This is a genomic window from Bradyrhizobium sp. SK17 (genome assembly GCF_002831585.1).
In the GTDB taxonomy this organism is placed as follows: domain Bacteria; phylum Pseudomonadota; class Alphaproteobacteria; order Rhizobiales; family Xanthobacteraceae; genus Bradyrhizobium.
Window position 1 is genome coordinate 1,986,397 of the sequence record NZ_CP025113.1, and the last position, 23,228, is coordinate 2,009,624.

The following is a 23,228-nucleotide window of genomic DNA, read 5'->3' on the forward strand; positions in this document are numbered from 1 at the left end:
TCTGGGATACTGGATCGCCCGATCAAGTCGGGCGATGACACCGACTGGGTGGCGCGAGCGCCAAACAAACTTCTAAAGCGCCCCTCACTCCCCCGCCTGTAGCTTGCGCGGGGCGGGGAACAGGTCGGTCGTGCCGCTTTTGACGAAGCGCGGCACCTCGATCGGGGTCTCGGACTTGCTGAAGTCGAGCTCCTCGATGCGGCCGGCGCGCTTCTCGATCTTGTCGGCGGAGATCAGGATCTGCCGCACGTCCTCGTTCACGTGGCCGAAATGGGTTTGCAGCTTCAGCACGCGGTCGCGCAAACGGCCGAGATCGTCGCCGAGATGCATCACCTCGTTGCGGATCTGGTCGGCGGCGTCGCGGATGCGGGCGTCCTTCAGGATCTGCTGCATCACCTGGATCGCCAGCATCAAAAGCGACGGCGATACCAGCACGACGCGGGCGCGATAGGCCTTCTGGATCACGTCGTCGAAGCCGTCATGGATTTCAGCATAGACCGATTCCGAGGGCACGAACATCAGCGCGGTGTCCTGGGTCTCGCCCGGGATCAGGTACTTCTCCGCGATGTCGCTGACATGCTTGAGCACATCGGTGCGCAATCGCTGGCTGGCGAATTTGCGCTCCTCGTCGCTGCGTGCATCGTGCAGCGCGGTCATCGCCTCCAGCGGAAATTTGGCGTCGATGCAGAGCGGGCGCTGATCGGGCAGGAACACCACGCAGTCCGGCCGCTTGCCCGTGGTCAGCGTGTACTGAAACTCGAACGAGCCCTTCGGCATGCCGTCCTGGACGATCGCTTCCATCCGCGCCTGGCCGAACGCGCCGCGCGACTGCTTGTTGGCGAGCACGTCGCGCAAGGTCGTGACCTGGGTGGTGAGCTCGTTGAGGTTCTTGTGGGCGTGGTCGATGATGCCGAGCCGCTCATGCAGCACGCGCAGCGAATCCATCGTGTTGCGGGTGGATTGTTCCATCGACTGGCCGACCCGGTGGGTCACCGAATCCAGCCGCTCGTTGACCGCGCGGGCCATCTCGGCCTGGCGACCGGCGAGCGCCTGCGCGAAGGCGTCGACCTTGGCGTCGACCCGCCCGGAGGATTCGCTCTGCGCCCGCAGCATGTCGGCGAGCCGTTCCTCCAGCTCGTCGGCGCGAATGGCCTGGGCCATCGCCAGTTCCGCGCCGCGCCGGCTGCCGCGCGCGATCACCACGGCGATCGCAAACAGCAGGATCAGCGCCAGCGCGCCGAGGCCGATCAGGGCGTCGGAGACGCGGACCGGAAGGTCGCCAATCGTGAGCAGAATCTCGTTCATGCCGCCAGTTGTAGCCGATTCGCGGCCGGGCACGAACGAAGAGGGAACGTTTGCGGTAAATGTTGTCCTGATTGGCCTGGTTAAGCCCGCGTGAAGAAACGTGGTTAACGTTGTCTGAATGGGTTCCGGGGCGCATTGACCCCATGAGGTCACCGGCTTAAATCGCCGCCATGGCTTTAAGAGAAATCATCATCCTGCCGGACAAGCAGTTGCGGCTGGTGTCGAAACCGATCGAGAAGGTGACGCCGGAGATCCGCAAGCTCGCCGACGACATGCTCGAGACCATGTATGACGCGCCCGGCATCGGGCTGGCGGCGATCCAGGTCGCGCAGCCGCTGCGGCTGATCACCATGGACCTCGCCAAGCGCGACGAGAACGGCGAGACCACGCCGCAGCCGCGGGTGTTCATCAACCCGGAGATCATCTCGCATTCGGAAGAGCTGTCGGTCTACGAAGAGGGCTGCCTGTCGATCCCCGAATATTACGAGGAGGTCGAGCGCCCGGCGCGGGTGCGGCTGCGCTTCACCGACCTCGACGGCAAGCTGCATGAGGAAGATGCCGAGGGGCTCTACGCCACCTGCATCCAGCACGAGATCGACCATCTCAACGGCGTGCTGTTCGTGGACTATCTGTCGAAGCTGAAGCGCGACCGCGTGTTCAAGAAGTTCGAGAAGGCCGCCAAGCGCGCGGCTGAGTAGCAACGCTCATTCGCCGTCATGCCCGGGACAAGCCCGGCCATGACGGAGACCTCCAACTCCTTCCGAGCTTGACCGCATGCCTCTTCGCCTGATCTTCATGGGCACGCCTGATTTCGCGGTGCCGACGCTGCTGGAACTGGTCGCCCATGGCCATGAGGTCGTGGCGGTCTACACCCGCGCGCCGAAGCCCGGCGGGCGGCGCGGCCTGCAATTGCAGCCGACGCCGGTCGAGCAGGAGGCGCGGCGGCTCGGAATTCCCGTGCTGACGCCGAAGACGCTCAGGACCGCGGAGGCGCTTGAAGCGTTTCGCGCCCACGACGCCGATGCCGCCGTCGTCGTGGCCTATGGCATGATCCTGCCGCAGGCCATTCTCGATGCGCCGAAGCTCGGCTGCTTCAACCTGCACGCCTCGCTGTTGCCGCGCTGGCGCGGCGCCGCGCCGATCAACCGCGCCATCATGGCCGGCGATGCCGAGAGCGGCGTGATGGTGATGAAGATGGATGTCGGCCTCGACACCGGCGATGTCGCGATGGCCGAGCGGCTGCCGATCACCGACAGCATGACGGCATCCGACCTGCACGACGCGCTGGCGCCGCTCGGCGCCGATCTGATGGTGAGGGCGATGGGCGCGTTGCAGCGTGGCGGCTTGCAGCTGACCGGGCAGAGCGAGGATGGCGTCACCTACGCGGCCAAGATCGAGAAGGCCGAGGCGCGGATCGACTGGACGCGGCCGGCGCACGCGGTGCTGCGACACATCCACGGGCTGTCGCCATTCCCCGGCGCCTGGTGCGAGCTCGCCGGCGAGGGCGAGCCGGTGCGGCTGAAGATCCTGCGCTGCGAGCTGGCGAAAGGTTCGGGCCAGCCCGGTGACGTGCTCGACGACGATCTTGCGATCGCCTGCGGCGACGGCGCGGTGCGGATTCTCGAGCTGCAACGCGCCGGCAAGGGGCCGATGAAGGCGGCGGACTTCCTGCGCGGCACGCCGCTGAAGCCGCCGGCGCGGCTGACCTGATGCCGCGCTACAAGCTCACCATCGAATATGACGGCACGCCGTTCTCCGGCTGGCAGATCCAGGACACCGCGCCGACCGTGCAGGGCGCACTGGAGACGGCGGTCAAGGCGATCTGCGGCGAGGACGTGCGTGTGCATGGCGCGGGGCGCACCGACGCCGGCGTGCATGCGCGCGGCCAGGTCGCGCATTGCGACATCGTCAAGCACTTCCCGCCGGGCCGTTTTCGCGACGGGCTGAACGCGCATTTGCGGCCCGATCCGATCGCCGTGCTCGCGGCCGATATCGTGCCTGACGATTTCGAGGCGCGGTTCTCGGCGATCAAGCGGCATTATCTCTATCGCATCACCAACACCCGCGCGAACCTCGCGCTCGATGTCGGCCGGGTCTGGCGCGTCCCGCGCGCGCTCGATGCTGATGCGATGCATGACGCCGCGCAGCGCCTGCTCGGCAAGCACGATTTCACCACCTTCCGCGACACCGAGTGCCAGGCCAAATCGCCGGAGAAGACGCTCGATCAGCTCGACGTCACCCGCGACGGCGATGCGGTGAATATCGTGACGTCGGCGCGCTCATTCCTGCACAGCCAGGTGCGTTCGATGGTCGGGTCGCTGGTCTGGGTTGGCGAGGGCCGCTGGCGCGCCGACGATCTCGCCGCCGCGCTCGCCGCCCGCAACCGCGCCGCCTGCGGCCCGGTCGCCCCGCCCGACGGGCTCTATCTGATGCGGGTGGATTATTAGGCGGTAAGAGTGATTGCGTAGGATGGGTAGAGCGCAGCGAAACCCATCACTTCGGACCCGCGATGCACATTGATGGGTTTCGCTGCGCTCTACCCATCCTACAGACTACTGTATCTGGTGCGGGTAGAATACTCGCAGCCCCAATCCCTACTGTGCATGGGGTTGTTTTCGACTTTTTGTCCAGCCAGCCGGCTGGATCACGCGAAATACCGCTCCAGCACGCCGCGATAGATCCTGGTCAGCTGCTCCAGATCGGCGACCGGCGTGCGCTCGTCGATCTGATGCATGGTCTGGCCGACCAGGCCGAACTCGATCACCGGGCAGTAGCTCGAGATGAAGCGCGCATCCGAGGTGCCGCCCGAGGTGGAGAGCTCCGGCTTGCGGCCGGTGATCTGCTCGATCGCGGCGACCGCGAGGTCGGTGAACGGGCCGGGCTTGGTGACGAACACGTTCGAGTTCGACGGTATCCAGTCGATGTGGGCGCGGATGCGGTTGCCGCAGGCTTTCGCCAGCCGTTCGTCGACCAGCTGCCGCAGGCTCTCCTGCGTATGATTGTCGTTGAAGCGGATGTTGAATTTGGCCCGCGCCTGGCCGGGGATCACGTTGCCCGCGGTGTTGCCGACATCGACGGTGGTGAATTCGAGGTTGCTGGCCTGGAATTGCGCGCTGCCGTGATCGAGCGGCTCGTCGCTCAGCGCCACGATCAGCCTGGAGATGTCAGGCACCGGGTTCGAGGCGCGGTGCGGATAGGCGACGTGGCCCTGCACGCCGTCGACGACCAGCGTACCGGATTGCGAGCCGCGCCGGCCGATCTTGATCATGTCGCCGAGCACCTCGACATTCGACGGCTCGCCGAGCACGCAATGGTCGAATTTCTCGCCGCGCTCGGCGCACCATTTCAGCAGCTTGACGGTGCCGTTGATCGAGACGTCCTCCTCGTCGCCGGTGATCAGGAAGGAGATCGAGCCCTTTGGTTGACCGTCGTGCTCGCTGAGATATTGCAGCACCGCGGCGACGCTACAGGCGATGCCACCCTTCATGTCGACGGCGCCGCGGCCGTAGAGATAGCCGTCCTTGACCTCGCCGGAGAACGCGCCGAGCGTCCACGCCGCTTCATCGCCGGGCGGCACCACGTCGGTATGCCCGGCAAAAGTGATATGCGGCGCCGAGTTGCCGATGCGGGCGTAGAGATTGTCGACATCGGCGGTGCCGGGCTCGGAGAAGGTCACGCGATGGACCTCGAAGCCTGCGGTTTTCAATAAATTTTCGAGAACGCCAAGCGCGCCGGCATCGGCCGGGGTGACGGACGGGCAGCGAACCAGATCGCGGGTAATCGAGACAGCATCACTCATGCGTTCCGCTTAACACGTCACGGCGCGGATGGGCCAGCCTTGTTCGCTGTGTCGCAGCCGCCGATCAGTCCCGCAGCAGCTCGTTGATGCTGGTCTTGGCGCGGGTGCGCTGGTCGACGCGCTTGACGATCACCGCGCAGGCGGTGGCGGGTCCCGGCTGGCCGTTCTTCAGCGGCCTGGCCGGCAGCATGCCGGGCACCACGACGGCATATTCCGGGACTTCGCCGACGAAGATCTCGCCGGTCTCGCGATCGACGATCTTGGTGGAGGCGCCCAGGAACACGCCCATCGACAGCACCGCGCCTTTGCGCACGATCACGCCCTCGGCGACTTCAGAGCGCGCGCCGATGAAGCAGTCGTCCTCGACGATCACGGGCTCGGCCTGTAGCGGCTCGAGCACGCCGCCGATGCCGACGCCGCCGGAAATGTGCACGCGCTTGCCGATCTGGGCGCAGGAGCCGACCGTCGACCAGGTGTCGATCATGGTCGCTTCATCGACATAGGCGCCGAGATTGACGAAGGACGGCATCAGCACGACGTTGCTGGCGATGAAGGCCGAGCGGCGCACGATCGCGCCCGGCACGGCGCGGAAGCCGGCGTCGCGGAAACGCTCCTCGTCCCAGCCCTCGAACTTCGAGGGCACCTTGTCCCACCACGAGGCCTTGCCCGGACCGCCGGCGATCTGGCCCATGTCGTTGAGGCGGAACGAGAGCAGCACGGCCTTCTTCAGCCACTGGTTGACCTTCCACTTGCCGCCGGCCTCGCGCTCGGCGACGCGCGCCGCGCCCCTGTCGAGCAGCTCCAGCGCGTGGTCGACCGCCTCGCGAACCTCGCCGCTGGTCGCGGTCGAGATGGCTTCGCGGGCATCGAACGCGGCGTTGACGGTGGTTTCGAGGGCGGACAGCGACATCGCAGCGATCCTTGGGCCTATCGTGAGCTTCGGGGTAATGGTCCCGGCCTGCGCCGGGATGACGTGGGAGAGATCAGGGCTTCAACCGCTGCAAGAACCCGGTGAGGTCGTCGGTGACATGATCGACATGAGCAGCGTCGCGGCCTTCGAGCTCCCAGGTCTCGCGTACCACCTCCCGGCTGCCGTCGGGCACCACCAGCACGGTGGTCATGCCGAGTTCATGTGGCACCACCAGGTTGCGCGCGAGGTCCTCGAACATCGCGGCTTTCGTCGGGTCGACGTCGTGCAGCCTGAGGAATTTCTGGTAGGTCTGCGGCGCCGGCTTCGGTTCGAGATCGGCGGCGATGATGTCGAACACGCCGTCGAAATGGTTGCCGATGCCGAGCCGGCCCAGCACCGCATCGACATGGTCGACCGAGCCGTTGGTCAGAATCAATTTGCGCCCGGGCAGCTTTTCGATCGCGGCTCCCATCGCCGGATTCGGCTCGAGCGGCGAGTGGTCGATCTTGTGCACATAGGCGAGATAGTCGTCCGCCTGCACGCCATGCTCGGTCATCATGCCGCGCATCGTGGTGCCGTAGCGCAGGTAATAGTCCTTCTGTAGCCGCCGTGCCTCCTCGGGCGAGATGTTCAGCCAGTTGCTGACGAATTCGCCGATCCGCGCGTCGACCTGCTGCCACAGATTGACGTGGTGCGGGTACAGCGTGTTGTCGAGATCGAACACCCAGGTCTCGACGTCGGAGAAGTTGCGCGGAGTTTTCATTATGTCCCTCCAACGTTCAGCGCGAACGTCGCCATGCTCTCCGGCGTCGTCCTGGCGAAAGCCAGGACCCACACCGCGGAATCCATCAATAAGGCACGATGCCCGTCGTTCTTCGCCAAACGCAGTCTTGTGGTTATGGGTCCCCTGAGTTCACAAACGAAGTGCAACACTTCCATCTGGAGGTGTTGCCATGGGGCGGACTTACAAGCAGCTCTGCCTGGAGGAGCGATGCGAGATTGCCAGGCTTTCGGCCGGTGGTAGCTCGATCCGGCAAATCGCGGCAGCTTTGGATCGCCCGCCATCAACGATCTCTCGGGAGCTGAACCGCAATTCTGGCGTTCAGGTCGGTTACAAGCCCAGCTATGCCCAGCAACAGATGCGAGCGCGGCGCTGGACGGGCTCTCGCCTCGAACGAGAGCCCGGCCTGCGCCGCGCGGTGTTGGAACGTCTTGGTCGGGGCTGGTCGCCCGAGCAGGTCGCCGGCCGGCTGGCGCGTGAGCACGGCCGCAGGGTGATCTCCTATGAGAGCATCTACCGCTTCATCTATGCCCAGCTCACCCGCACCTCGGACTTCAGCTGGCGACGCTATTTGCCGCGCGGCAAGAGCAAGCGCGGTCGTCGCGGCAAGCGGGGCGGCAGTCCCGCAAGCTTCATCGAAGGCCGTGTTTCGCTGGATCAGCGTCCCATCGAGGTCGCCGATCGCAAGACCCCGGGCCATTGGGAGGCCGACCTCATGATGTTCTCCAAATACGGTCAGCAGATCTTGGCCGTGCATGAGCGCACCTCCCGCCTGTTGCTCGGCGTCCCCCTCGCAAGCAAGCTCGCCTCCGGCGTCGCCCACCATCTCGTGCGCCTGTTCGAGGTCCTGCCACAACCGATCCGCCGGACCGTCACCTTCGACAACGGCACCGAGTTCGCAGCTCACCTTTCCTTGCAAAGCCTCTTGATCAAGACGTTCTTCTGCGATCCCCACGCCCCCTGGCAGAAAGGTGGCATCGAGAACGCCATCGGCCGCATGCGCCGCTTCATCCCACGCAACACCGACCTTGAGAAGCTGCCGACCCGCCGCCTTCGCAAGTCCATCGCCGCCTACAACAACACCCCGCGCAAATGCCTTGACTTCAAGACCCCGACAGAGGTCTTTGCTGCTCAAGTGTTGCACTTCGAGTGTGAATCCACCTCCTGGCTTTCGCGAGGACGACGGTGATGTATGTGGCGCCGTTATCTTCATCACGGCATCGCGAAGCGCAGCGTCTTGCCGCCGCTGGTCATGTCGACGGTGGTGAAGCCGAGCGCGGTGAGGCCGCGGGTGGCGCAATCGCCCTGCTCGTTGACCTCGAACTTGCTGTCCCGGGTGCAGAGCTGCACCGCGCCGCCCCAGTTCAGCGGCTTATCCTTGATGCGGATGGCGCGGTTGTCGCTGTCGACCGCTTCGGCGAAGGAATAGATCTGCTTCGGCGTGCCGGTGACGTCGGGGTGCAGGCACGTGCCGGGGTCGATGCGATACCAGCCGCGGCTGGTCACCACCTTGCCGTCGTCGGTCGCGACCGCCGCCATCACCCTGTGAGGCGTGTCGTTGCACCAGGTCAGTCCCGATGGCGACGGCTTTTGCACGGCATCGATCATGGTGGCGAAGAAATTCGGCGACTGCACGATGTCGCTGGCGAGCCCCCGGCTCTTGAGGAAGGCGGCGAGCGCAGCCTGTGTCTTCGGCCCGTCGACGCCGTCGATCGGCGCGGCGTCATAGCCCGCGATCACCAGCAGGCGCTGGATCGCGGCGAGCCGGGCCTGCTCGTCGTCATATTCGCTGTCTTCGGCGAGATAGGCGACGAGGTTGCCGTCATCGGTCTGGGTCGGCGTGATCTGGGTGAACTGCGCCGGCGTCTGGCCGGAGCGACACTGGCGCGCGGCGGCGATCACGAAATTGTCCTGCGCGACGCACAGCGTGTCGGTGCCGTTCTGCGGGATCGGCGAGGCACCATAGACGCCGAGCGCACGCGCGTTGAGCAGCACGCGGTCGGCGGTCAGTGCGCCCTGCACCACCACGCGGCAGGTTGCCGGATCGATCCGGAACCAGCCGCGGGTCGCAGTCGCGGCCTTGTCGTCGATGCCGATCGCGGCCTCGATCACGTAGCTCATGCGGTTGCAGAGCTTGAGGTCGGCATGGGCCGGCGCCGACGAGAACAGGAACGACACCAGCGCGGCCGGCAGCGACATTGCGAGCCGCGCCGCCGGTGACCGGCGAGGGCGCCTCGCCGTGTGTCCCGCGCCTGCCATTACTTATGGATCAGCGTGCCGGTGCCCTGGTTGGTGAAGAGCTCGAGCAGCACCGCGTGCTGCGTCTTGCCGTCGATGATGACGACGCCCTGCACGCCCTGTTCGAGCGCGTAGATGCAGGTCTCGACCTTCGGGATCATGCCGCCGGAAATCGTGCCGTCGGCGATCAGCTTGCGTGCCTCCTTGATCGACAGGTCCGGAATCAGCTTCTTGGACTTGTCGAGCACGCCGGGCACGTCGGTCAGCAGCAGCAGGCGCTTGGCTTTTAGCGCGCCCGCGATTGCGCCGGCGAAGGTGTCGGCGTTGATGTTGAGGGTCTGGCCGTCCTTCGAGGTCGCGAGCGGCGCCAGCACCGGAATCAGCTCATAGCCGATCAGCTGGTTGAGCAGCGTGAGGTCGACCTTTTCGGGATCGCCGACGAAGCCGAGATCGACCGCCTTCTCGATGTGGGAATCCGGATCGACCATGGTGCGCGTCGTCTTCGACGCCTTCACCATGTTGCCGTCCTTGCCGGAGAGGCCCACGGCGCGGCCGCCGGCCTCGTTGATGTAGCCGACGATCTGCTTGTTGACCGAGCCCGCCAGCACCATCTCGACGATTTCGATGGTTGCTGCGTCGGTGATGCGCAGGCCGGCGGCGAATTCGGACTGGATGCCGAGGCGCTTCAGCATGGTCGCGATCTGCGGGCCGCCGCCATGCACCACCACCGGATTGATCGCGGTCTGCTCGAGCAGCACGATGTCGCGCGCGAATGCCTTGGCGGTGTCCTCGGCGCCCATGGCATGGCCGCCATATTTGATGACGATGGTTTCCTCGTCATATTCCTGCATGTGCGGCAGCGCCTCGGACAGGATGCGGGCCTGATCGAGCGGGCTGATGTGCTGGTCGGTCATGGGGCTGGTCTCATCGTCAGCGGAGGGACGGGCGCGGTTCTATCTGATTGCCGGGCAGGGCGCAAAGCGTCTTGACCCTCTCCCCTTGTGGGAGAGGGTCGCTTCGCGCAGCGAAGCGGGGCGAGGGGTCTGTCTCCGCAGATAGAAACCCCTCATCCGGCGTGGACCGTGTCCACGCCACCTTCTCCCACAAGGGGAGAAGGAAGAATGGCCGTTATGAACCCTTCGGCCAGATTGCCGCGACCGCCAGCACCAGCCAGCTCAGGATCAGCAGCGTTCCGCCGGTCGGTGCGGCCATCGGAAACAGGCCATGGCCGGCATATTGGCGCAGTGCGAGGTCGCCGGCGAACAATGACGCGGCGATGACGAAGCCGCCCGCCGCCGTAACGCCGAGTCTGGCATGGATGATCGCACGGTCGGCGACCGCAACGGTCGCGATAGCGGCGGATGCATGGAACAGCAGCATCGAGGATGCTGCCGCCAGCCGCGTGGCGTCCGGCAGATGGGCCGCGGCCGCCGCCAGCATCACGCCGCAGGCGCCCATGAGGGCGGCCAGGCCGATCAGGGGACGGAATATCCCGGTCATCGGCGCCGCTCCTCGATCAGGCGCACCATGGCGGCGCGCAGCTCCGGCATGCCATCGCCAGTACGCGACGAAGTCACCAGCACTTCGGGGAACGCAGCGGGATGCTTTGCGAGCTTGGCAATGGTGTCGGCGGTGACGGTCTTGAGTTCACCGGGCTTGACCTGGTCGGCCTTGGTCAGCACCACCTGATAGCTGACCGCGGATTTGTCCAGCGTCTTCAGCACGTCGAGATCGACGTCCTTGATGCCGTGACGGGCGTCGATCAGCACATAGACCCGCGCCAGCGTCGCGCGCCCGAGCAGGAATTTGTGGATCAGCGCCGTCCACGACGCCACCTTGGTCTTCGGCGCCGAGGCGTAGCCGTAGCCCGGCATGTCGACCAGGCGGAAGCCCGCGTTCTCCGGCCCCTCGAAGAAGATCAGTTCCTGGGTGCGGCCCGGCGTATGCGAAGTGCGTGCGAGCGCACTGCGGCCGGTCAGCGCGTTGATCAGGCTCGACTTGCCGACATTGGAGCGGCCAGCAAAGGCGACCTCGAGGCCGGCCATCGGCGGCAGCGTCTCGATCGAGGGCGAGGCCCAGATGAAGCGCCAGTCGCCGGCGAACAGTTTTCGGCCCTGCTCGATCAGCTCCGCATCGGGTTCGGTGGTCATCGAAGAGTCCAGTTCGTCTTGGCCGGGACAGATCCGACCGTCAGGTCAATGTCCTGCTACCCTCCAATACGTTGATGCCCGGCACAAGGCCGGGCATCAAGCATTGATAGGGCGAGGCTGCCGAAAGCTAGGTTGCCTTCTTTGTCTCAGTCACGCTTTTTTTTTGAAACGTCGACTTCAGATTGTCGAACAACTCCACCTTCACGCCATTCTTGCGCATGATGAAGCTCTGCTGAAGCACCGACAGCGTGTTGTTCCAGGCCCAGTAGATCACGAGACCCGCCGGGAAGCCCGCCAGCATGAAGGTGAAGATCAGCGGCATCCAGTCGAAGATCATCTTCTGGGTCGGGTCCGGCGGCGCCGGGTTGAGCTTCATCTGCACCCACATCGTGATGCCCATGATGATCGGCCAGATGCCCATCACCAGGTAGGCGCCGAAATGCGGTCCGAGCAGCGCGATCGGATCGAACGGGATCAGCCCGAACAGCGTGAACAGGTTGGTCGGGTCCGGCGCGGAGAGGTCCTTGATCCAGCCGAAGAACGGCGCGTGCCGCATTTCGATGGTGATGAACAGCACCTTGTAGAGCGAGAAGAACACCGGGATCTGCAAGGCGACGGGAAGACAACCGGCGATCGGGTTGATCTTCTCCTTCTTGTAGATCTCCATCATCTCCTGCTGCTGCTTCACGCGGTCGTCAGGATAGCGTTCCTTCAGCGCGGCAAGCTGCGGCTGCACCGACTTCATCTTCGCCATCGAGGCGTAGGACTTGTTGGCGAGCGGGAAGAACAGCAGCTTGACGATCACGGTCACCAACAGGATCGCGATGCCGAAATTGCCGACCAGGCGATAGAACCAGTCGAGCGCCAGGAACATCGGCTTGGTGATGAAGTAGAAATGGCCCCAGTCGATCAGGAGATCGAAATGGTTGAGGCCGAGCTGCTTGTTGTAGCCGCCGAAGCCGACCAGCGGGAAGTTGAGGCCGACGGTCGCGGCTTCCTTCGCGCCGGCGAACAGCCGCGCATTGGCGACGCCGGTGCCGCCGATCGGAATGGTCTGCGCGCCGAGCATGTAGTCGGCCTGGTAACGCTTGTCGCCGGTGGTGAAGCGGGCGCTGTCCAGCGTCGCGTTGGTTTCCGGCAGCAGCGCTGTGGCCCAGTATTTGTCGGTGATGCCGAGCCAGCCGTCGGTGACCTTCGAGAACACGATGCCGCGCGAATTGCCGCCGGTCGGGGTCTTGGCCTCGTCGAGGTTCTTGTAGCTGTATTCCTGCAAGCCCTGTTCGCCGAGATAGCCGATCGGACCTTCATGCAGGATCGCGTAGCCCGAGACCGGCGGCTTGCCGCCGCGCGAGATCAGGGCGAACGGATACAGCGTCACCGGCGCACTGCCGAGATTGTTGACCTCGTCCTTGATGCTGAACAGGTAGCGATCGTCGATCGAGATGGTGCGGGTGAAGGTCAGCCCCTGGCCGTTGTCGTATTTCAGGACCACCGGGCTGCTCGGCGACAGGCTGTTCGAGCCTTCCTGCTGCCAGACGGTGTCGGCGTTCGGGGTCTTCACCGACGAGCCGTTGGCGGTCAGCCAGAGGAACTCGGCATAATAAGGCTCGGCGGTGCCCGACGGCGACAGCAGCACGACGGCCGGAGATTTGGGATCGACCGTCTCGCGGAACTGGACCAAAGAGATGTCGTCGATCCGGGCGCCCTTCAGCGCGATGCTGCCGATCACGCGCGGGGTCTCGATCTTGATGCGCGGGCCGGCCTCGAGCACGGCTTCACGGCTTGCCACCGGAGCGTCGGCAGCAGGCGCTCCCGGGATCGGAGAGGGAGTCGCCGAGCTTCCCGGAGCGGCGCCAGGAACTGCGCCAGGCGTGGCGCCCGGCGTTGCCTGCGGCGACGGCTTCAGCAGCTCAGCCTGCTTCTGCGCCTCGCGCTGCTTCTCCATCTGCGGCACGTTGTAGAAATATTGCCAGGCGATCAGGACGAGGCCGGACAGAATGACGGCAAGGATCGTATTGCGGTTGTCGGACATCTCTTAAGGTCTCGTCATTCCATTCGGATGGGGCGCGCTCTTGTTACCCGTCTTGTCGGTACGTGTCTTGTTGGTACCCGTCTTGTTGGTGCCCGTCTTGGGCGCAGGCCGGTCGAGGCGGCGCAGCGCCGACCGCAGGTCGTCAATCATGGTCGCAAAGTCGCGGGTCAGCGCGTCACGGCGGCCGACTAGCACATAATCATGGTGCGGCCGCATGGATACGGCCTCGACCTGTTTCATCACTTCGCGAAGCCGGCGGCGGATGCGGTTGCGCTCGGTCGCGGTGCCATTCTTATTGGTGACGGTATAGCCGACGCGGATCGGGCCCTGATCGTCGCGCCCACGGCCCTGTAGCACAAAGGCTGCGGTATTCGCCCGTGCGCCATTGGCAACGGCGAGGAAATCCGCCCGCTGCCTCAGCCGATCCATAATGGGTATCTCCGGAGAGGAGACGTCCGGGCTCAGGCGCTCAGGCGCTTGCGGCCACGCGCACGACGCGCGGCGAGAACCTTGCGGCCGCCGGCCGTGGCGAGACGGGCGCGGAAGCCGTGACGGCGCTTGCGCACCAGTTTGCTGGGTTGATAAGTCCGCTTCACGGGTAATTCTCCGCTGACCGGGCAATTTGCCGTTGTATTGAGATGGAGTCCGGTGATGCTGGCGGGCCCAAACGAGCCGTTCACGGCCCCAAAGAGCCGCCCCCGGTCAAGGACCGAGCCATCGCGGACAGTTGGCGCGGCTTATAAGGGAGCGCCCTGTTTTCGTCAATGTCACAGGGCGTCGCAAAGCGTCTTCTTTGAAACGTCGCAATTGGGGCGAATACAACTGATTTCGCGGGGTTTTTGACGGTGAGGGGCGCTTTGGGGGCGTTCGGGGAACCGCCGACATTAGCGATCCGTAATTTGACCGGTTTGGGGGCCGGGCCGCATCTTCCGACCCCTAAGCCAAACAAGGCCTTATCTTGTGGCTCTAATTGACGATCAGGCGACCGCGCAGCAGCAGCGGCCCAAGCCGACCCTTCGGCTCGGGCTGTCGGGCAAGCTGTTGCTGCTGACGATTCCCCTGGTCATGATCGCCGGGCTCCTGATCTACGTGCCGGCGATCGCCAACTTCCGGATGAATCGGCTCAATGACCGCCTGGCCGCCGCCAATACCGCGGCGCTGGTGCTGGATGCCGCCCCCTCCGGAATGGTGCCGGATTCGCTGGCGCGGCAGATCCTGACCAGCATCGGCGCCCGTGCGGTCGCCATCAAGCTGGGACAGCAGCGTCGTCTGCTCGCCAGCGCCGACCTGCCGGCTGCGATCGATCATGACGTCGACATGCGCACCATGACGGTGTGGTCGGCGATCGTCGATGCCTTCGAGATCATGCTGGAGCATGGCGACCAGACCATCCGCGTGGTCGGGGCGGCGCCGGGCCAGGCGCAGTTCATCGAGGTCGTGATCGACGAAAAGCCGTTGCGACAGGCGATGTACCGCTTCTCCCGCAACGTGCTGGTGGTCGCCCTCCTGATCGCCGGCCTGACCGCCGGCCTGGTCTATCTGGCGCTGCATTACCTGTTCGTCCGTCCGATGCGGCGGCTGACCGCGAGCCTGATCGGCTTCCACGAGAATCCGGAGAGCTCGGCGCGAATCATCGTACCCAGCCAGCGTGGCGACGAGATCGGCGTGGCCGAGCGCGAATTGTCGGACATGCAGCGCGATCTGGTTTCGATGCTGCATCAGAAGAGCCGGCTGGCCGCGCTCGGGCTCGCCGTCTCCAAGATCAACCACGATCTGCGCAATCTGCTGGCGTCCTCGCAATTGCTGTCGGACCAGCTGGCCAGCGTGCCCGACCCGCGGGTGCAGCGCTTTGCGCCGAAATTGCTGCGCTCGCTGGAGCGCGCCATCGCGTTCTGCCAGTCGACCTTGTCCTATGGCCGCGCGCAGGAGGCGGCGCCCGATCGCCGCGTGATCATGGTGGAGCCCGCGGTCGCCGAGGTGCGGGAATCCGCCGGGCTTGCGACCGACGTCTCGATCACCTGGATCAGCGCGATCGAGCGCGGCCTCACCATCGACGCCGATCCGGACCAGCTGTTCCGCGTGCTGCTCAACCTGGTGCGCAATGCGACCCAGGCGCTGGAGACCCGGCAGGACAGCGATGGCGGTGCCCAGCAGATCCGCATCACCGGCCGCCGCGAGGGGACGGTCGCGATCATCGAGGTCTCCGACACCGGCCCGGGTGTGCCGGCCAAGGCGCGCGAGCATTTGTTCGAGGCGTTCCAGACCTCCGGCCGCCCCGGCGGCAGCGGGCTCGGCTTGGCGATCGCCGCCGAGCTGATCCGTGCCCATGGCGGCCATATCCACCTGGTCGAGGGCACCATCGGCGCCACGTTCCGGATCTCGATCCCGGATCGCCCGGTCGAATTGCTGTCGATCCGCAGCGAGCGGGCCCGGGCCTGAGGTGTCCCGGTGTTCCACCGGGGCCGAAATTGGCTGCTTCCAGACCTTGCCAACCGGACCGAGAGCCTGTAGCTAGAGCGCTCTTTCGTGACGCTCCGAGCCTCTCGGAGCCACGCGGGCTTTAGGCCCTGCCGCGAAAATGCGCCCGTAGCTCAGCTGGATAGAGCATCAGACTACGAATCTGAGGGTCGGACGTTCGAATCGTTCCGGGCGCGCCATTCCGGCGCCAATCTGAAAATCACATCAGATTTCGGCCAAGCATGGCCAAACCTGAATTCGGGCCGCCCGTTTGGCCGGCCTATTTGCCCATCCGCAGGCCTTTAGTCGTGAAGCGCTGCGCCTTGTCGCCGGGGCGCAGCGGCCGTCGTGTGCCGGCGGCCTTGCCGGTGCCGGGCGGCTGGTGGGCCGGCACGAGTTGGTCGGGGCGCGAGCCGATCAGGTCGCGGCGTCCCATCTGGATGAGTGCCTCGCGCAGCACCGGCCAGTTGTCCGGGTCGTGATAGCGCAGGAACGCCTTGTGCAACCGGCGCTGCCGCAAGCCCTTGATCGCCTCGACCTTGTCGCTGCCGCCGCGGCGTACGCCGCGCAGCGGGTTGACGCCGGTGTGGTACATCGCGGTGGCGGTCGCCATCGGCGAGGGCAGGAAGGTCTGGACCTGGTCGGCGCGGTAGCGGTTCTTCTTGAGCCACAGCGCGAGGTTCATCATGTCCTCGTCGGTCGTGCCCGGATGCGCGGCGATGAAATACGGGATCAGGTAATATTTCTTGCCAGCCTGCTCGGCCGCGGCATCGAACATTTTCTTGAAGCGATTATAGGCGCCGATGCCCGGCTTCATCATCTTGTCGAGCGGGCCGCGCTCGGTGTGTTCGGGTGCGATCTTCAGGTAGCCGCCGACGTGGTGGGTGACGAGCTCCTTGATGTATGCGGGGCTTTCGACCGCGAGGTCGTAGCGCACGCCGGACGCCACCATCACCCGCTTGACGCCCTTCACCTCGCGTACCTTGCGATAGAGCCGGATCAGGTCGTCATGCGACGTGTTGAGGTTCGGGCAGATCTCGGGGAAGACGCAGGACGGCCGCCGGCATGCCGCCTCGACCTTCGGATCCTTGCAGGCCATCCGGTACATGTTGGCGGTCGGCCCGCCGATGTCGGAGATCACGCCGGTGAAGCCCGGCGTCTTGTCGCGGATGCGCTCGATCTCGCGCAGGATCGAGCCCTCCGAGCGGTTCTGGATGATGCGGCCCTCGTGCTCGGTGATCGAGCAGAAGGTGCAGCCGCCGAAGCAGCCGCGCATGATCGTCACCGAGAAGCGGATCATCTCCCAGGCCGGAATCTTGGCGTCCTTGTAGGAGGGATGCGGCGCGCGCGCGTAGGGCAGGTCGTAGACCGAGTCCATCTCGGCGGTCGACAGCGGGATCGGCGGCGGATTGAGCCAGAGGTCGCGGTCACCGTGACGCTGCACCAGCGGCCGCGCATTGCCGGGATTGCTCTCCCGGTGCAGCACGCGCGAGGCACGGGCATAGGCCTCGCGGTCCTGCTCGACCTGCTCGCAGCCCGGCAGGCGGATCACGACGTTGCCGGGCTGGCGCGCGGCGCCCTCGTCGGCGGAGTCGAGATCGTCGGCATGCAGCTCGGCGTAATCCTCGGGCACGCGGCGGAACAGCGCGACGCCCCTGATCGAGTCGAGATCGCGCGGCGCTTCGCCGTTGGCGAGCCGGTGCGCCACCTCGACGACGGCACGTTCGGCGTTGCCGTAGAGCAGCAGGTCTGCCTTGGCGTCCGCCAGCACCGAGCGGCGCACCTTGTCGGACCAATAGTCGTAATGCGCGATGCGGCGCAGCGACGCCTCGATGCCGCCGAGCACGATCGGCACGTCCTTGAACGCTTCACGGCAGCGCTGCGCATAGACGATGGTGCAACGGTCCGGCCGGCGGCCGCCTTCGCCGTCCGGCGTGTAGGCGTCGTCGTGGCGCAGCCGACGGTCCGCGGTGTAGCGGTTGACCATCGAATCCATGTTGCCGCCGGTGACGCCGAAGAACACGCGCGGCTTGCCCAGCGCCTTGAACGGCTCGGCCGAATGCCAGTCGGGCTGCGCGATGATGCCGACCCTGAAGCCCTGCGCTTCCAGCAATCGGCCGATGATCGCCATGCCGAAGCTCGGATGGTCGACATAGGCATCGCCCGTCACCAGCACGATATCGCATTGGTCCCAGCCGAGCGCCGTCATCTCGGCGCGGTTCATCGGCAGGAACGGCGCCGGCCTGTCGGGGCGTGCCTGATGGCGTGGCCACGACGTCAGGGACATTGCAGTGTTGGCAAGGGTGCTCATGGACACCACGCATAGGACTGTGGCGCCGCGAATTCAACCAATCAGCATGCGGCCGGGCTTGATCGCGGGTTGCAATTGCTGCGAGTTCCGGATTTGGCCAAAGCGGGTGGCCGGCAAATCACACCAATATCTCAGTGACATAAGAGATAACTGGCGCGCCATTCCTTCGAAGAGGCGCTCGAGCATGCAGGCCCTGTCGCAGCAGGAGAACCTGCTCGCCATGTCCGACGACAAACACCCGGTGATCGCCATCAGTGCGGCCGGGAGAGTGAGAATGTCGGACAGGTCCGTGCTTGCCTGCATCGTCGTTAGCGGGCTGATCCTTGGTGTGCTCGGTGCGACCGTGCACGCGCAGACGCCGTCGAGCTGCAAGGAACCGCAGACGGGCACTACGCGCGCCCCGATGCTGTCGCCGCCGCTCGCCAATGTGGTGACGGGCACCGGACGGCTGCAATTCTATTCGGCGCCGAACCTGCACTGTCCGGTCAGCGGCGTGTTCGTCATTCCGAATGACGAGCTCGTTGCCTATGCGCAAACCAATGATGGCTGGTCGTCGGTGATGTACGTCAATCCACGGACCGGCAATGACGTCTCGGGTTGGGTGCGGTCGGCGCGGCTGAAGGCAACCGGAACTGTTGGTTCAAAGTAGCATGTGACAGCGCGCGCGAATGGCCACGGTCCGCCGCGGCGTGCGAGCAACGCGCAGCGATTCACGCTGTCATCCAGCTGTTGCCGAGCGGCGCCGGGCGCGCGCATTAACCTCCATAAGTTGAATTTCTTGACGGCTCGCGCGTGAAGTTGGAGGGTTGCCGCAACGACGGGCGTCCAGGCGCGCATCGGACTTGAGACTCTCGATTGGCTTGACGTGACTGCGACGGCGGCCCCGGCGTAGCGCGCGGTGCGACATGAGGGGACAAGCTCGTCGATACATGAAAATCATTGATATTGGCGTCTCGCGACGCCGTGGCGATTGGACAGAGATCAAGTGGCTGACCATGCTGAACTCAACGTCGCATACTGCTTGCCAGGCTAGCCATCCGCGTGACGCGCAGGCGCGTCCGCCAATTTCCGTGCGCTAGATGTTGCAACGCGGGCCGCAAACGCAGATTGATGCGCAGCCTCCGCGCAAGGGCGCTGTCCGCCCGATGGCGGATGCCGATGTGCCGGCGGTTGCGCGCCTCTTCCTCAAGGTATTCAGGAATGTCGACAAGGAGGCGAGCCCGGATCTCGAGGAGTACCTGCGCGCGCTCACCCTTGGCTCTCCGTGCTACAGTGCGCCTGCCGGCACGCATGTCTATCAACAGCAGGACGGGCGGATCCGCAGCGCGCTGCTCACCGTTCCCATGCAGTTCGTCGCTTGCGGCGATGTCGTGCCCGGACGGTTGCTCGGCGTCTTCATGACCGACGCCAACAAGGAGGCTGCCGGCGCGGCGCAGCTTATCCTTGCGCTGCGGCCGAAACGCGCCGACTTCTCCTTCTGCGACAGCGCCTCGCCGACCAGTGCCAATCATTTGCTGGCGATCGGCGGCAAGCCCATTCCGGTGCAGAACCTCGAATGGTCGCGCAGCTTTCGCCCCTTGGGCGCGCTCGCCGGACGCTTTTCGCTGCGGTTCTTGCGCCGAAACGATCCGGGCTTCGCCACGCTGGTTCGTCCCATCGATGCGTTGCTGAGCCGGATGCGCGGTGGCGACGCCGCCGTGCAGGCCGACGGCACCAACGTGGTGGAGATGTCCGTCCCCGCGTTTCTCGCGCATGCGCCGCGGCTGATCGCCCATCATGCGGTCCGGCCGCTGTGGTCGGAGGAGGAGCTTGGCTGGCTGGTCGCGCTCGCGGCGCGCAACACCAAGCTCGGCGCCTTCACCATCCGCTCGATCGAGGACCGCGCCGGCGCCGTGATCGGCGCCTTCGTCTACTATGCGGCGCCGGGGCGAACCGCGCATGTCCTCAACATCCTGGCGCTCCAGGGCCAGGAGATCACCGTGCTGGACGCGATGTTCCGCCATCTCGAAAGCACCGGCCACGTCGAAGCGCGCGGCCGTGCGCAGCCCGCGCTGATGGCGGGGCTCGCATTGCAGCGCTGGCTCGTCTTCCGGCACCGGGCGTTTGCCGTTGCGGTGACGCGGATTGCCGAGGTGAGTGACGCCGTTGCGCGTGGCGACATCTATCTCGGCGGCCTCGCCGGCGAGGACTGGAGCCGGCTGATGTGCGATTTTGGCTGAGGCGGATCACGCGATGGCAGTGTCGGTCATTCTCAAGGCGCTCAACGAGGAGGCACGGATCGGGCCTGCGCTCGAGAGCGTGCTGGCTGCGCTGGAGGGTATCGGCGGCGAGGCCATCGTGGCCGACGGCGGTTCGCGCGACCAGACGCTCGCCATCGCGGCCAAATATCCCGTCCGAATCGTGCAGCTCGAGCCTGCGATCGCACCGAGCTGCGGCATCGGCCCGCAACTCGGCTTCCAGTACAGCCGCGAGCCGTTCATCTGTCTGATGGACGGCGACATGCTGCTGGATCCCGGCTTCCTGCCCGACGCACTCGCCTGGCTCGCGAACAATCCGGGCGCAGCGGGCGTCACCGGACACGTCGTCGAGATGAACGACACCAGTCTCGAATATGTCCGGCGCGGCCGCAGGGTCTCGCCGGAGAACCGGATCGGGGAAATCGACCGCATGAATGGCGGCGGTCTCTACCGGCGCGCGGCGATCGAGCAGGTCGGCTATCTGTCGGACCGCAATCTGCACGGCTACGAGGAGTTCGATCTCGGCGTCCGGCTGCGGGCGCGCGGCTGGACGCTGCACCGCCTCGACCGCAGCTTCGTCCGGCATTTCGGGCATGCGGTCAACGCCTATGCGCTGCTCGTCCGGCGCTGGAAGTCGGGCTATCTGCGCGGCATCGGCGAGCTGCTGCGCGCCGCGTTCGGCAAGCCGCAGTGGAAGCAACTGGTTCAGGAACTGCCCGAGCTGAAGCTGTGGGGCGCGGTCTATCTGTGGCTGGCCGCGATGGTCGTGCTGCCGTTCCTGACTTCGCCGCCTGGATTGGGGCTTGCGATCGATGCGGCGATGATTGCCGGCGTCATCGGCCTGATGAGTGTGCGCCAGCGCAGCCTGACGCTCGGGCTCTATGCGGTCGTCGCGTGGCTGTTCCACGCCGCGGCGCTACCGCTCGGCTTCTTCCACAGCCGGCAGGCTCCGGCGGCCTGGATCGACAGCCGCGTCGTCCGGGACAATCCCTGACACCGTGGCGGGGATGCCGGCCTCGTCCGCATCCTGACGGCTGCGGCGTGCGAGCCGCAGCAGAGCCAGCCACGCGGTGATCACGAGCGATCCCTCGATCACATAGAGCGCGACGAAGGTCCCGATCGGCGCGTCAAGCCATGTCGCCGCGGCGATGAGGCCGCTGCCGAGCAGGTTGGTGCTGTTCATGATCAAGGCGCGTGTGCCTTGCCGTCCCGACGCCCCCAGCAAATCCATCGCCACCGCCCAGGCGCCGATCAGGATGATCGTGCCGGAAAGACAGCGCACGAAGAATGCGAGGTCGTGGTACTCGCGGCCGAACAGCCGCGGCAGTTCGGGTGCCAGCGCGAACAGGATCAGGAACGTCGCAAGACCGAGGCCGAGAGCCGCGGCCAGCGCGTGTTTCGCCGCGGGCAATGCCAGGTGCAGGCCGTCGCGGCTGGCGCGCGCGAAGCGCGGATAGATCAGCCGGTTGAAGGCGTCGATCGACAGATAGCTGCTGTCCATGATGCGCCGGGCCACGCCGTAGCTGCCGACGGTCTCGATCGGCGTGAACAGGCCGATCACGAACAGGTCGACGTTGGACCGGATCGCGCGCACGACGAACTGGGAGCTGAACAGGATGCCCGAGCGCAGCTCCTCGCGCAGGATCCTGAATCGTGGTCGGCCAAGCGGCAGCAGCCACAGCAGTCCGAGCAGCGCATAGAGCAGGTGTCCGCAAAACTGCCACACCGCCCATTCCGCCAGGCTCGAGACGTGAAACACGATGCAGGCAAGCGCCGCCGTGGCGGTGCGCGCGATCGCGAAGCCGACCACCGAGCGGTTTGCCGAGCGGACCTGTCCGAGGCCGAGGAACACGGTCTCGACAAGCAGGATCAACCGGACCAGCACGACATTGCCGACGAACAGCAAGGCGATGGTCGAGATCGCGACCGAGGGGCCGGCGCCCATGCTGGTCCACGACACCATCGCCGCGATGCCGCCGAGCACGAGCACCGCGCCGGTAAGTCCGATCAGCAGAATATTGTGGCCGAGCAGATCGGGATAACTCGCCGGCTCACGCGCGACCCTGCGCAGCAGGCAGTCGGAGGCGCCGAGACCGCAGATCTGAACCGCGATCGCGGTCACCGCCGAAATCTGCACGAACAGGCCGAACTCGGCCGGCCCGAGTGCGCGCGCCAGAATCGCAAAGGTCACGAGCTGGGCGAGGCTCGCCGCAGCCAGCGATCCGCTCGACAGCAGATAGCTGACCATCATCGGCGCGGCCGTCGAGATCGTTCGGCTGATGGCACTGAAACGCAGCAATGATCCACGGCCTCTGGTTGGCGGTCGATCCCCATCGACACTCTATCAGGCCGGCGCGCACTTGATATCGCGCGCGGAACGCCGTTCGAAATTGACGTTAACGTCGACGCGATGCGCGTCGGTGACATGAGCCATCGTCGGCGAAGTGGCGCGACAGTTGCGCGGTCACGTGTGGTGTGCCGATCGCGGCGCACAGATTCATGTGCGCGTCGAATTGAGATCGTTCGACCGGTCGCGCTCGGCCATCGATCTCGAGTTCGTCGTCCGGATCGGGCGCGCGTGCATCGCATGAGGACGATCGACGTCGTCGATTCCGGATTCAATTCAAGATTGATCTTGGCTTCACATCAATACGGCGTCAGGCATCAGTCCTGATGGAGATATAACCATAGATGCACTCATTCGGATTTTCGATAGTAAGGTTAACGCTAACACCTAACGCTAAAAGCCACTTAAAGTTGTTTGGGTTTTCGGGAGGAGGATAGTGGGCCGCGCCGGGTCGTTGATCGTCCGGCGGACATGAAATCGAGGATGTCATGCAGCCTTCGGCCCCGATCCCCGTGAGTTTGCGCAGCAACAAGCCCAACGGCTTGGCCGTCGATCCGATCATGCCAAGGAATGCGTGCAATGCCGCCGGAGACTTCCGCGGCGGCCCGCGCGGCTGCAACCGGGCCTGACGACTCCAGGCTCGCCGGTGTCCTCCCCTTTG

21 protein-coding genes and 1 tRNA gene are annotated in these 23,228 nt (G+C 65.4%); 9 read left to right on the forward strand and 13 right to left on the reverse strand.

All coding sequences use genetic code 11. The annotated features are described in order from the left end of the window. Nucleotides 1-84: 84 nt before the first annotated feature. Nucleotides 85-1,305 carry a DNA recombination protein RmuC gene (locus tag CWS35_RS09305; RefSeq protein WP_100951726.1) on the reverse strand — a complete coding sequence of 407 codons (1,221 nt, stop codon included), beginning with the start codon at nucleotides 1,303-1,305 and terminating at the stop codon, nucleotides 85-87. 170 nt (nucleotides 1,306-1,475) lie between these two features. Here CWS35_RS09305 and def point away from each other — a divergent pair, with 170 nt between their 5' ends. The 3 genes from def to truA all read left to right on the forward strand — a co-directional run bounded on the left by def (nucleotide 1,476) and on the right by truA (nucleotide 3,752). Further along, nucleotides 1,476-2,003: a peptide deformylase gene (gene def / locus CWS35_RS09310; RefSeq protein WP_076864526.1), complete on the forward strand. Its 528-nt coding sequence runs from the start codon at nucleotides 1,476-1,478 to the stop codon at nucleotides 2,001-2,003. A 76-nt stretch (nucleotides 2,004-2,079) separates the two neighbouring features. Continuing rightward, complete coding sequence (fmt, locus tag CWS35_RS09315) at nucleotides 2,080-3,015, forward strand: methionyl-tRNA formyltransferase (protein WP_100951727.1); 936 nt, start codon at nucleotides 2,080-2,082, stop codon at nucleotides 3,013-3,015. After that, a complete protein-coding gene (gene truA, locus CWS35_RS09320) occupies nucleotides 3,015-3,752 on the forward strand; it encodes a tRNA pseudouridine(38-40) synthase TruA (protein WP_100951728.1) in 738 nt (245 codons plus the stop codon). Before fmt ends, truA begins: the two co-directional genes overlap by 1 nt. Nucleotides 3,753-3,949: 197 nt before the next feature. Here truA and dapE read toward each other — a convergent pair whose 3' ends face one another. From dapE to CWS35_RS09335, 3 genes are all read right to left on the reverse strand, one after another. Beyond that, nucleotides 3,950-5,104 carry a succinyl-diaminopimelate desuccinylase gene (gene dapE / locus CWS35_RS09325; protein ID WP_100951729.1) on the reverse strand — a complete coding sequence of 385 codons (1,155 nt, stop codon included), beginning with the start codon at nucleotides 5,102-5,104 and terminating at the stop codon, nucleotides 3,950-3,952. Nucleotides 5,105-5,168: 64 nt separating this feature from the next. Continuing rightward, nucleotides 5,169-6,014, reverse strand: a complete 846-nt coding sequence (dapD, locus tag CWS35_RS09330) for a 2,3,4,5-tetrahydropyridine-2,6-dicarboxylate N-succinyltransferase (RefSeq protein ID WP_100951730.1) — start codon at nucleotides 6,012-6,014, stop codon at nucleotides 5,169-5,171. A 73-nt stretch (nucleotides 6,015-6,087) separates the two neighbouring features. After that, entirely contained in the window at nucleotides 6,088-6,780 is a 693-nt protein-coding gene (locus tag CWS35_RS09335) for a pyrimidine 5'-nucleotidase (RefSeq protein WP_168226447.1), read from the reverse strand. Between the two features lie 187 nt (nucleotides 6,781-6,967). Here CWS35_RS09335 and CWS35_RS09340 point away from each other — a divergent pair, with 187 nt between their 5' ends. Further along, nucleotides 6,968-7,984 carry an IS30 family transposase gene (locus CWS35_RS09340; protein WP_100951732.1) on the forward strand — a complete coding sequence of 339 codons (1,017 nt, stop codon included), beginning with the start codon at nucleotides 6,968-6,970 and terminating at the stop codon, nucleotides 7,982-7,984. 23 nt (nucleotides 7,985-8,007) lie between these two features. Here CWS35_RS09340 and CWS35_RS09345 read toward each other — a convergent pair whose 3' ends face one another. From CWS35_RS09345 to rpmH, 7 genes are all read right to left on the reverse strand, one after another. Continuing rightward, on the reverse strand, nucleotides 8,008-8,994 hold the full coding sequence (locus tag CWS35_RS09345; RefSeq protein WP_024578814.1) for a DUF1036 domain-containing protein: 987 nt from the start codon (nucleotides 8,992-8,994) through the stop codon (nucleotides 8,008-8,010). Between the two features lie 59 nt (nucleotides 8,995-9,053). Further along, entirely contained in the window at nucleotides 9,054-9,947 is an 894-nt protein-coding gene (gene argB, locus CWS35_RS09350) for an acetylglutamate kinase (protein WP_021079576.1), read from the reverse strand. Between the two features lie 214 nt (nucleotides 9,948-10,161). Further along, on the reverse strand, nucleotides 10,162-10,533 hold the full coding sequence (locus CWS35_RS09355) for a DUF423 domain-containing protein (RefSeq protein WP_024578815.1): 372 nt from the start codon (nucleotides 10,531-10,533) through the stop codon (nucleotides 10,162-10,164). Next, nucleotides 10,530-11,183: a ribosome biogenesis GTP-binding protein YihA/YsxC gene (yihA, locus tag CWS35_RS09360; protein ID WP_024578816.1), complete on the reverse strand. Its 654-nt coding sequence runs from the start codon at nucleotides 11,181-11,183 to the stop codon at nucleotides 10,530-10,532. Before yihA ends, CWS35_RS09355 begins: the two co-directional genes overlap by 4 nt. A gap of 127 nt (nucleotides 11,184-11,310) precedes the next feature. Beyond that, nucleotides 11,311-13,215, reverse strand: a complete 1,905-nt coding sequence (gene yidC, locus CWS35_RS09365; protein WP_100951733.1) for a membrane protein insertase YidC — start codon at nucleotides 13,213-13,215, stop codon at nucleotides 11,311-11,313. A 3-nt stretch (nucleotides 13,216-13,218) separates the two neighbouring features. Further along, the gene (rnpA, locus tag CWS35_RS09370; RefSeq protein ID WP_100951734.1) at nucleotides 13,219-13,644 is read right to left on the reverse strand and encodes a ribonuclease P protein component; all 426 of its coding nucleotides are present in this window, start codon (nucleotides 13,642-13,644) and stop codon (nucleotides 13,219-13,221) included. 32 nt (nucleotides 13,645-13,676) lie between these two features. Next, entirely contained in the window at nucleotides 13,677-13,811 is a 135-nt protein-coding gene (rpmH, locus tag CWS35_RS09375) for a 50S ribosomal protein L34 (protein ID WP_008542748.1), read from the reverse strand. 364 nt (nucleotides 13,812-14,175) lie between these two features. Here rpmH and CWS35_RS09380 point away from each other — a divergent pair, with 364 nt between their 5' ends. Continuing rightward, on the forward strand, nucleotides 14,176-15,654 hold the full coding sequence (locus tag CWS35_RS09380) for a sensor histidine kinase (RefSeq protein WP_024578819.1): 1,479 nt from the start codon (nucleotides 14,176-14,178) through the stop codon (nucleotides 15,652-15,654). A 141-nt stretch (nucleotides 15,655-15,795) separates the two neighbouring features. Next, a tRNA-Arg gene (locus tag CWS35_RS09385) sits at nucleotides 15,796-15,872 on the forward strand. Between the two features lie 80 nt (nucleotides 15,873-15,952). Here CWS35_RS09385 and CWS35_RS09390 read toward each other — a convergent pair. Then, a complete protein-coding gene (locus CWS35_RS09390; RefSeq protein ID WP_024578820.1) occupies nucleotides 15,953-17,983 on the reverse strand; it encodes a YgiQ family radical SAM protein in 2,031 nt (676 codons plus the stop codon). Between the two features lie 274 nt (nucleotides 17,984-18,257). Here CWS35_RS09390 and CWS35_RS09400 point away from each other — a divergent pair, with 274 nt between their 5' ends. From CWS35_RS09400 to CWS35_RS09410, 3 genes are all read left to right on the forward strand, one after another. Then, nucleotides 18,258-18,632: a hypothetical protein gene (locus CWS35_RS09400; protein WP_100951736.1), complete on the forward strand. Its 375-nt coding sequence runs from the start codon at nucleotides 18,258-18,260 to the stop codon at nucleotides 18,630-18,632. A gap of 496 nt (nucleotides 18,633-19,128) precedes the next feature. Beyond that, a complete protein-coding gene (locus CWS35_RS09405) occupies nucleotides 19,129-20,202 on the forward strand; it encodes a GNAT family N-acetyltransferase (RefSeq protein ID WP_100555137.1) in 1,074 nt (357 codons plus the stop codon). 13 nt (nucleotides 20,203-20,215) lie between these two features. Then, entirely contained in the window at nucleotides 20,216-21,214 is a 999-nt protein-coding gene (locus tag CWS35_RS09410) for a glycosyltransferase family 2 protein (protein WP_024578823.1), read from the forward strand. Here CWS35_RS09410 and CWS35_RS09415 read toward each other — a convergent pair. Then, complete coding sequence (locus CWS35_RS09415; protein WP_063830179.1) at nucleotides 21,137-22,519, reverse strand: lipopolysaccharide biosynthesis protein; 1,383 nt, start codon at nucleotides 22,517-22,519, stop codon at nucleotides 21,137-21,139. The genes CWS35_RS09410 and CWS35_RS09415 overlap by 78 nt on opposite strands. Between the last annotated feature and the right edge of the window lie 709 nt (nucleotides 22,520-23,228).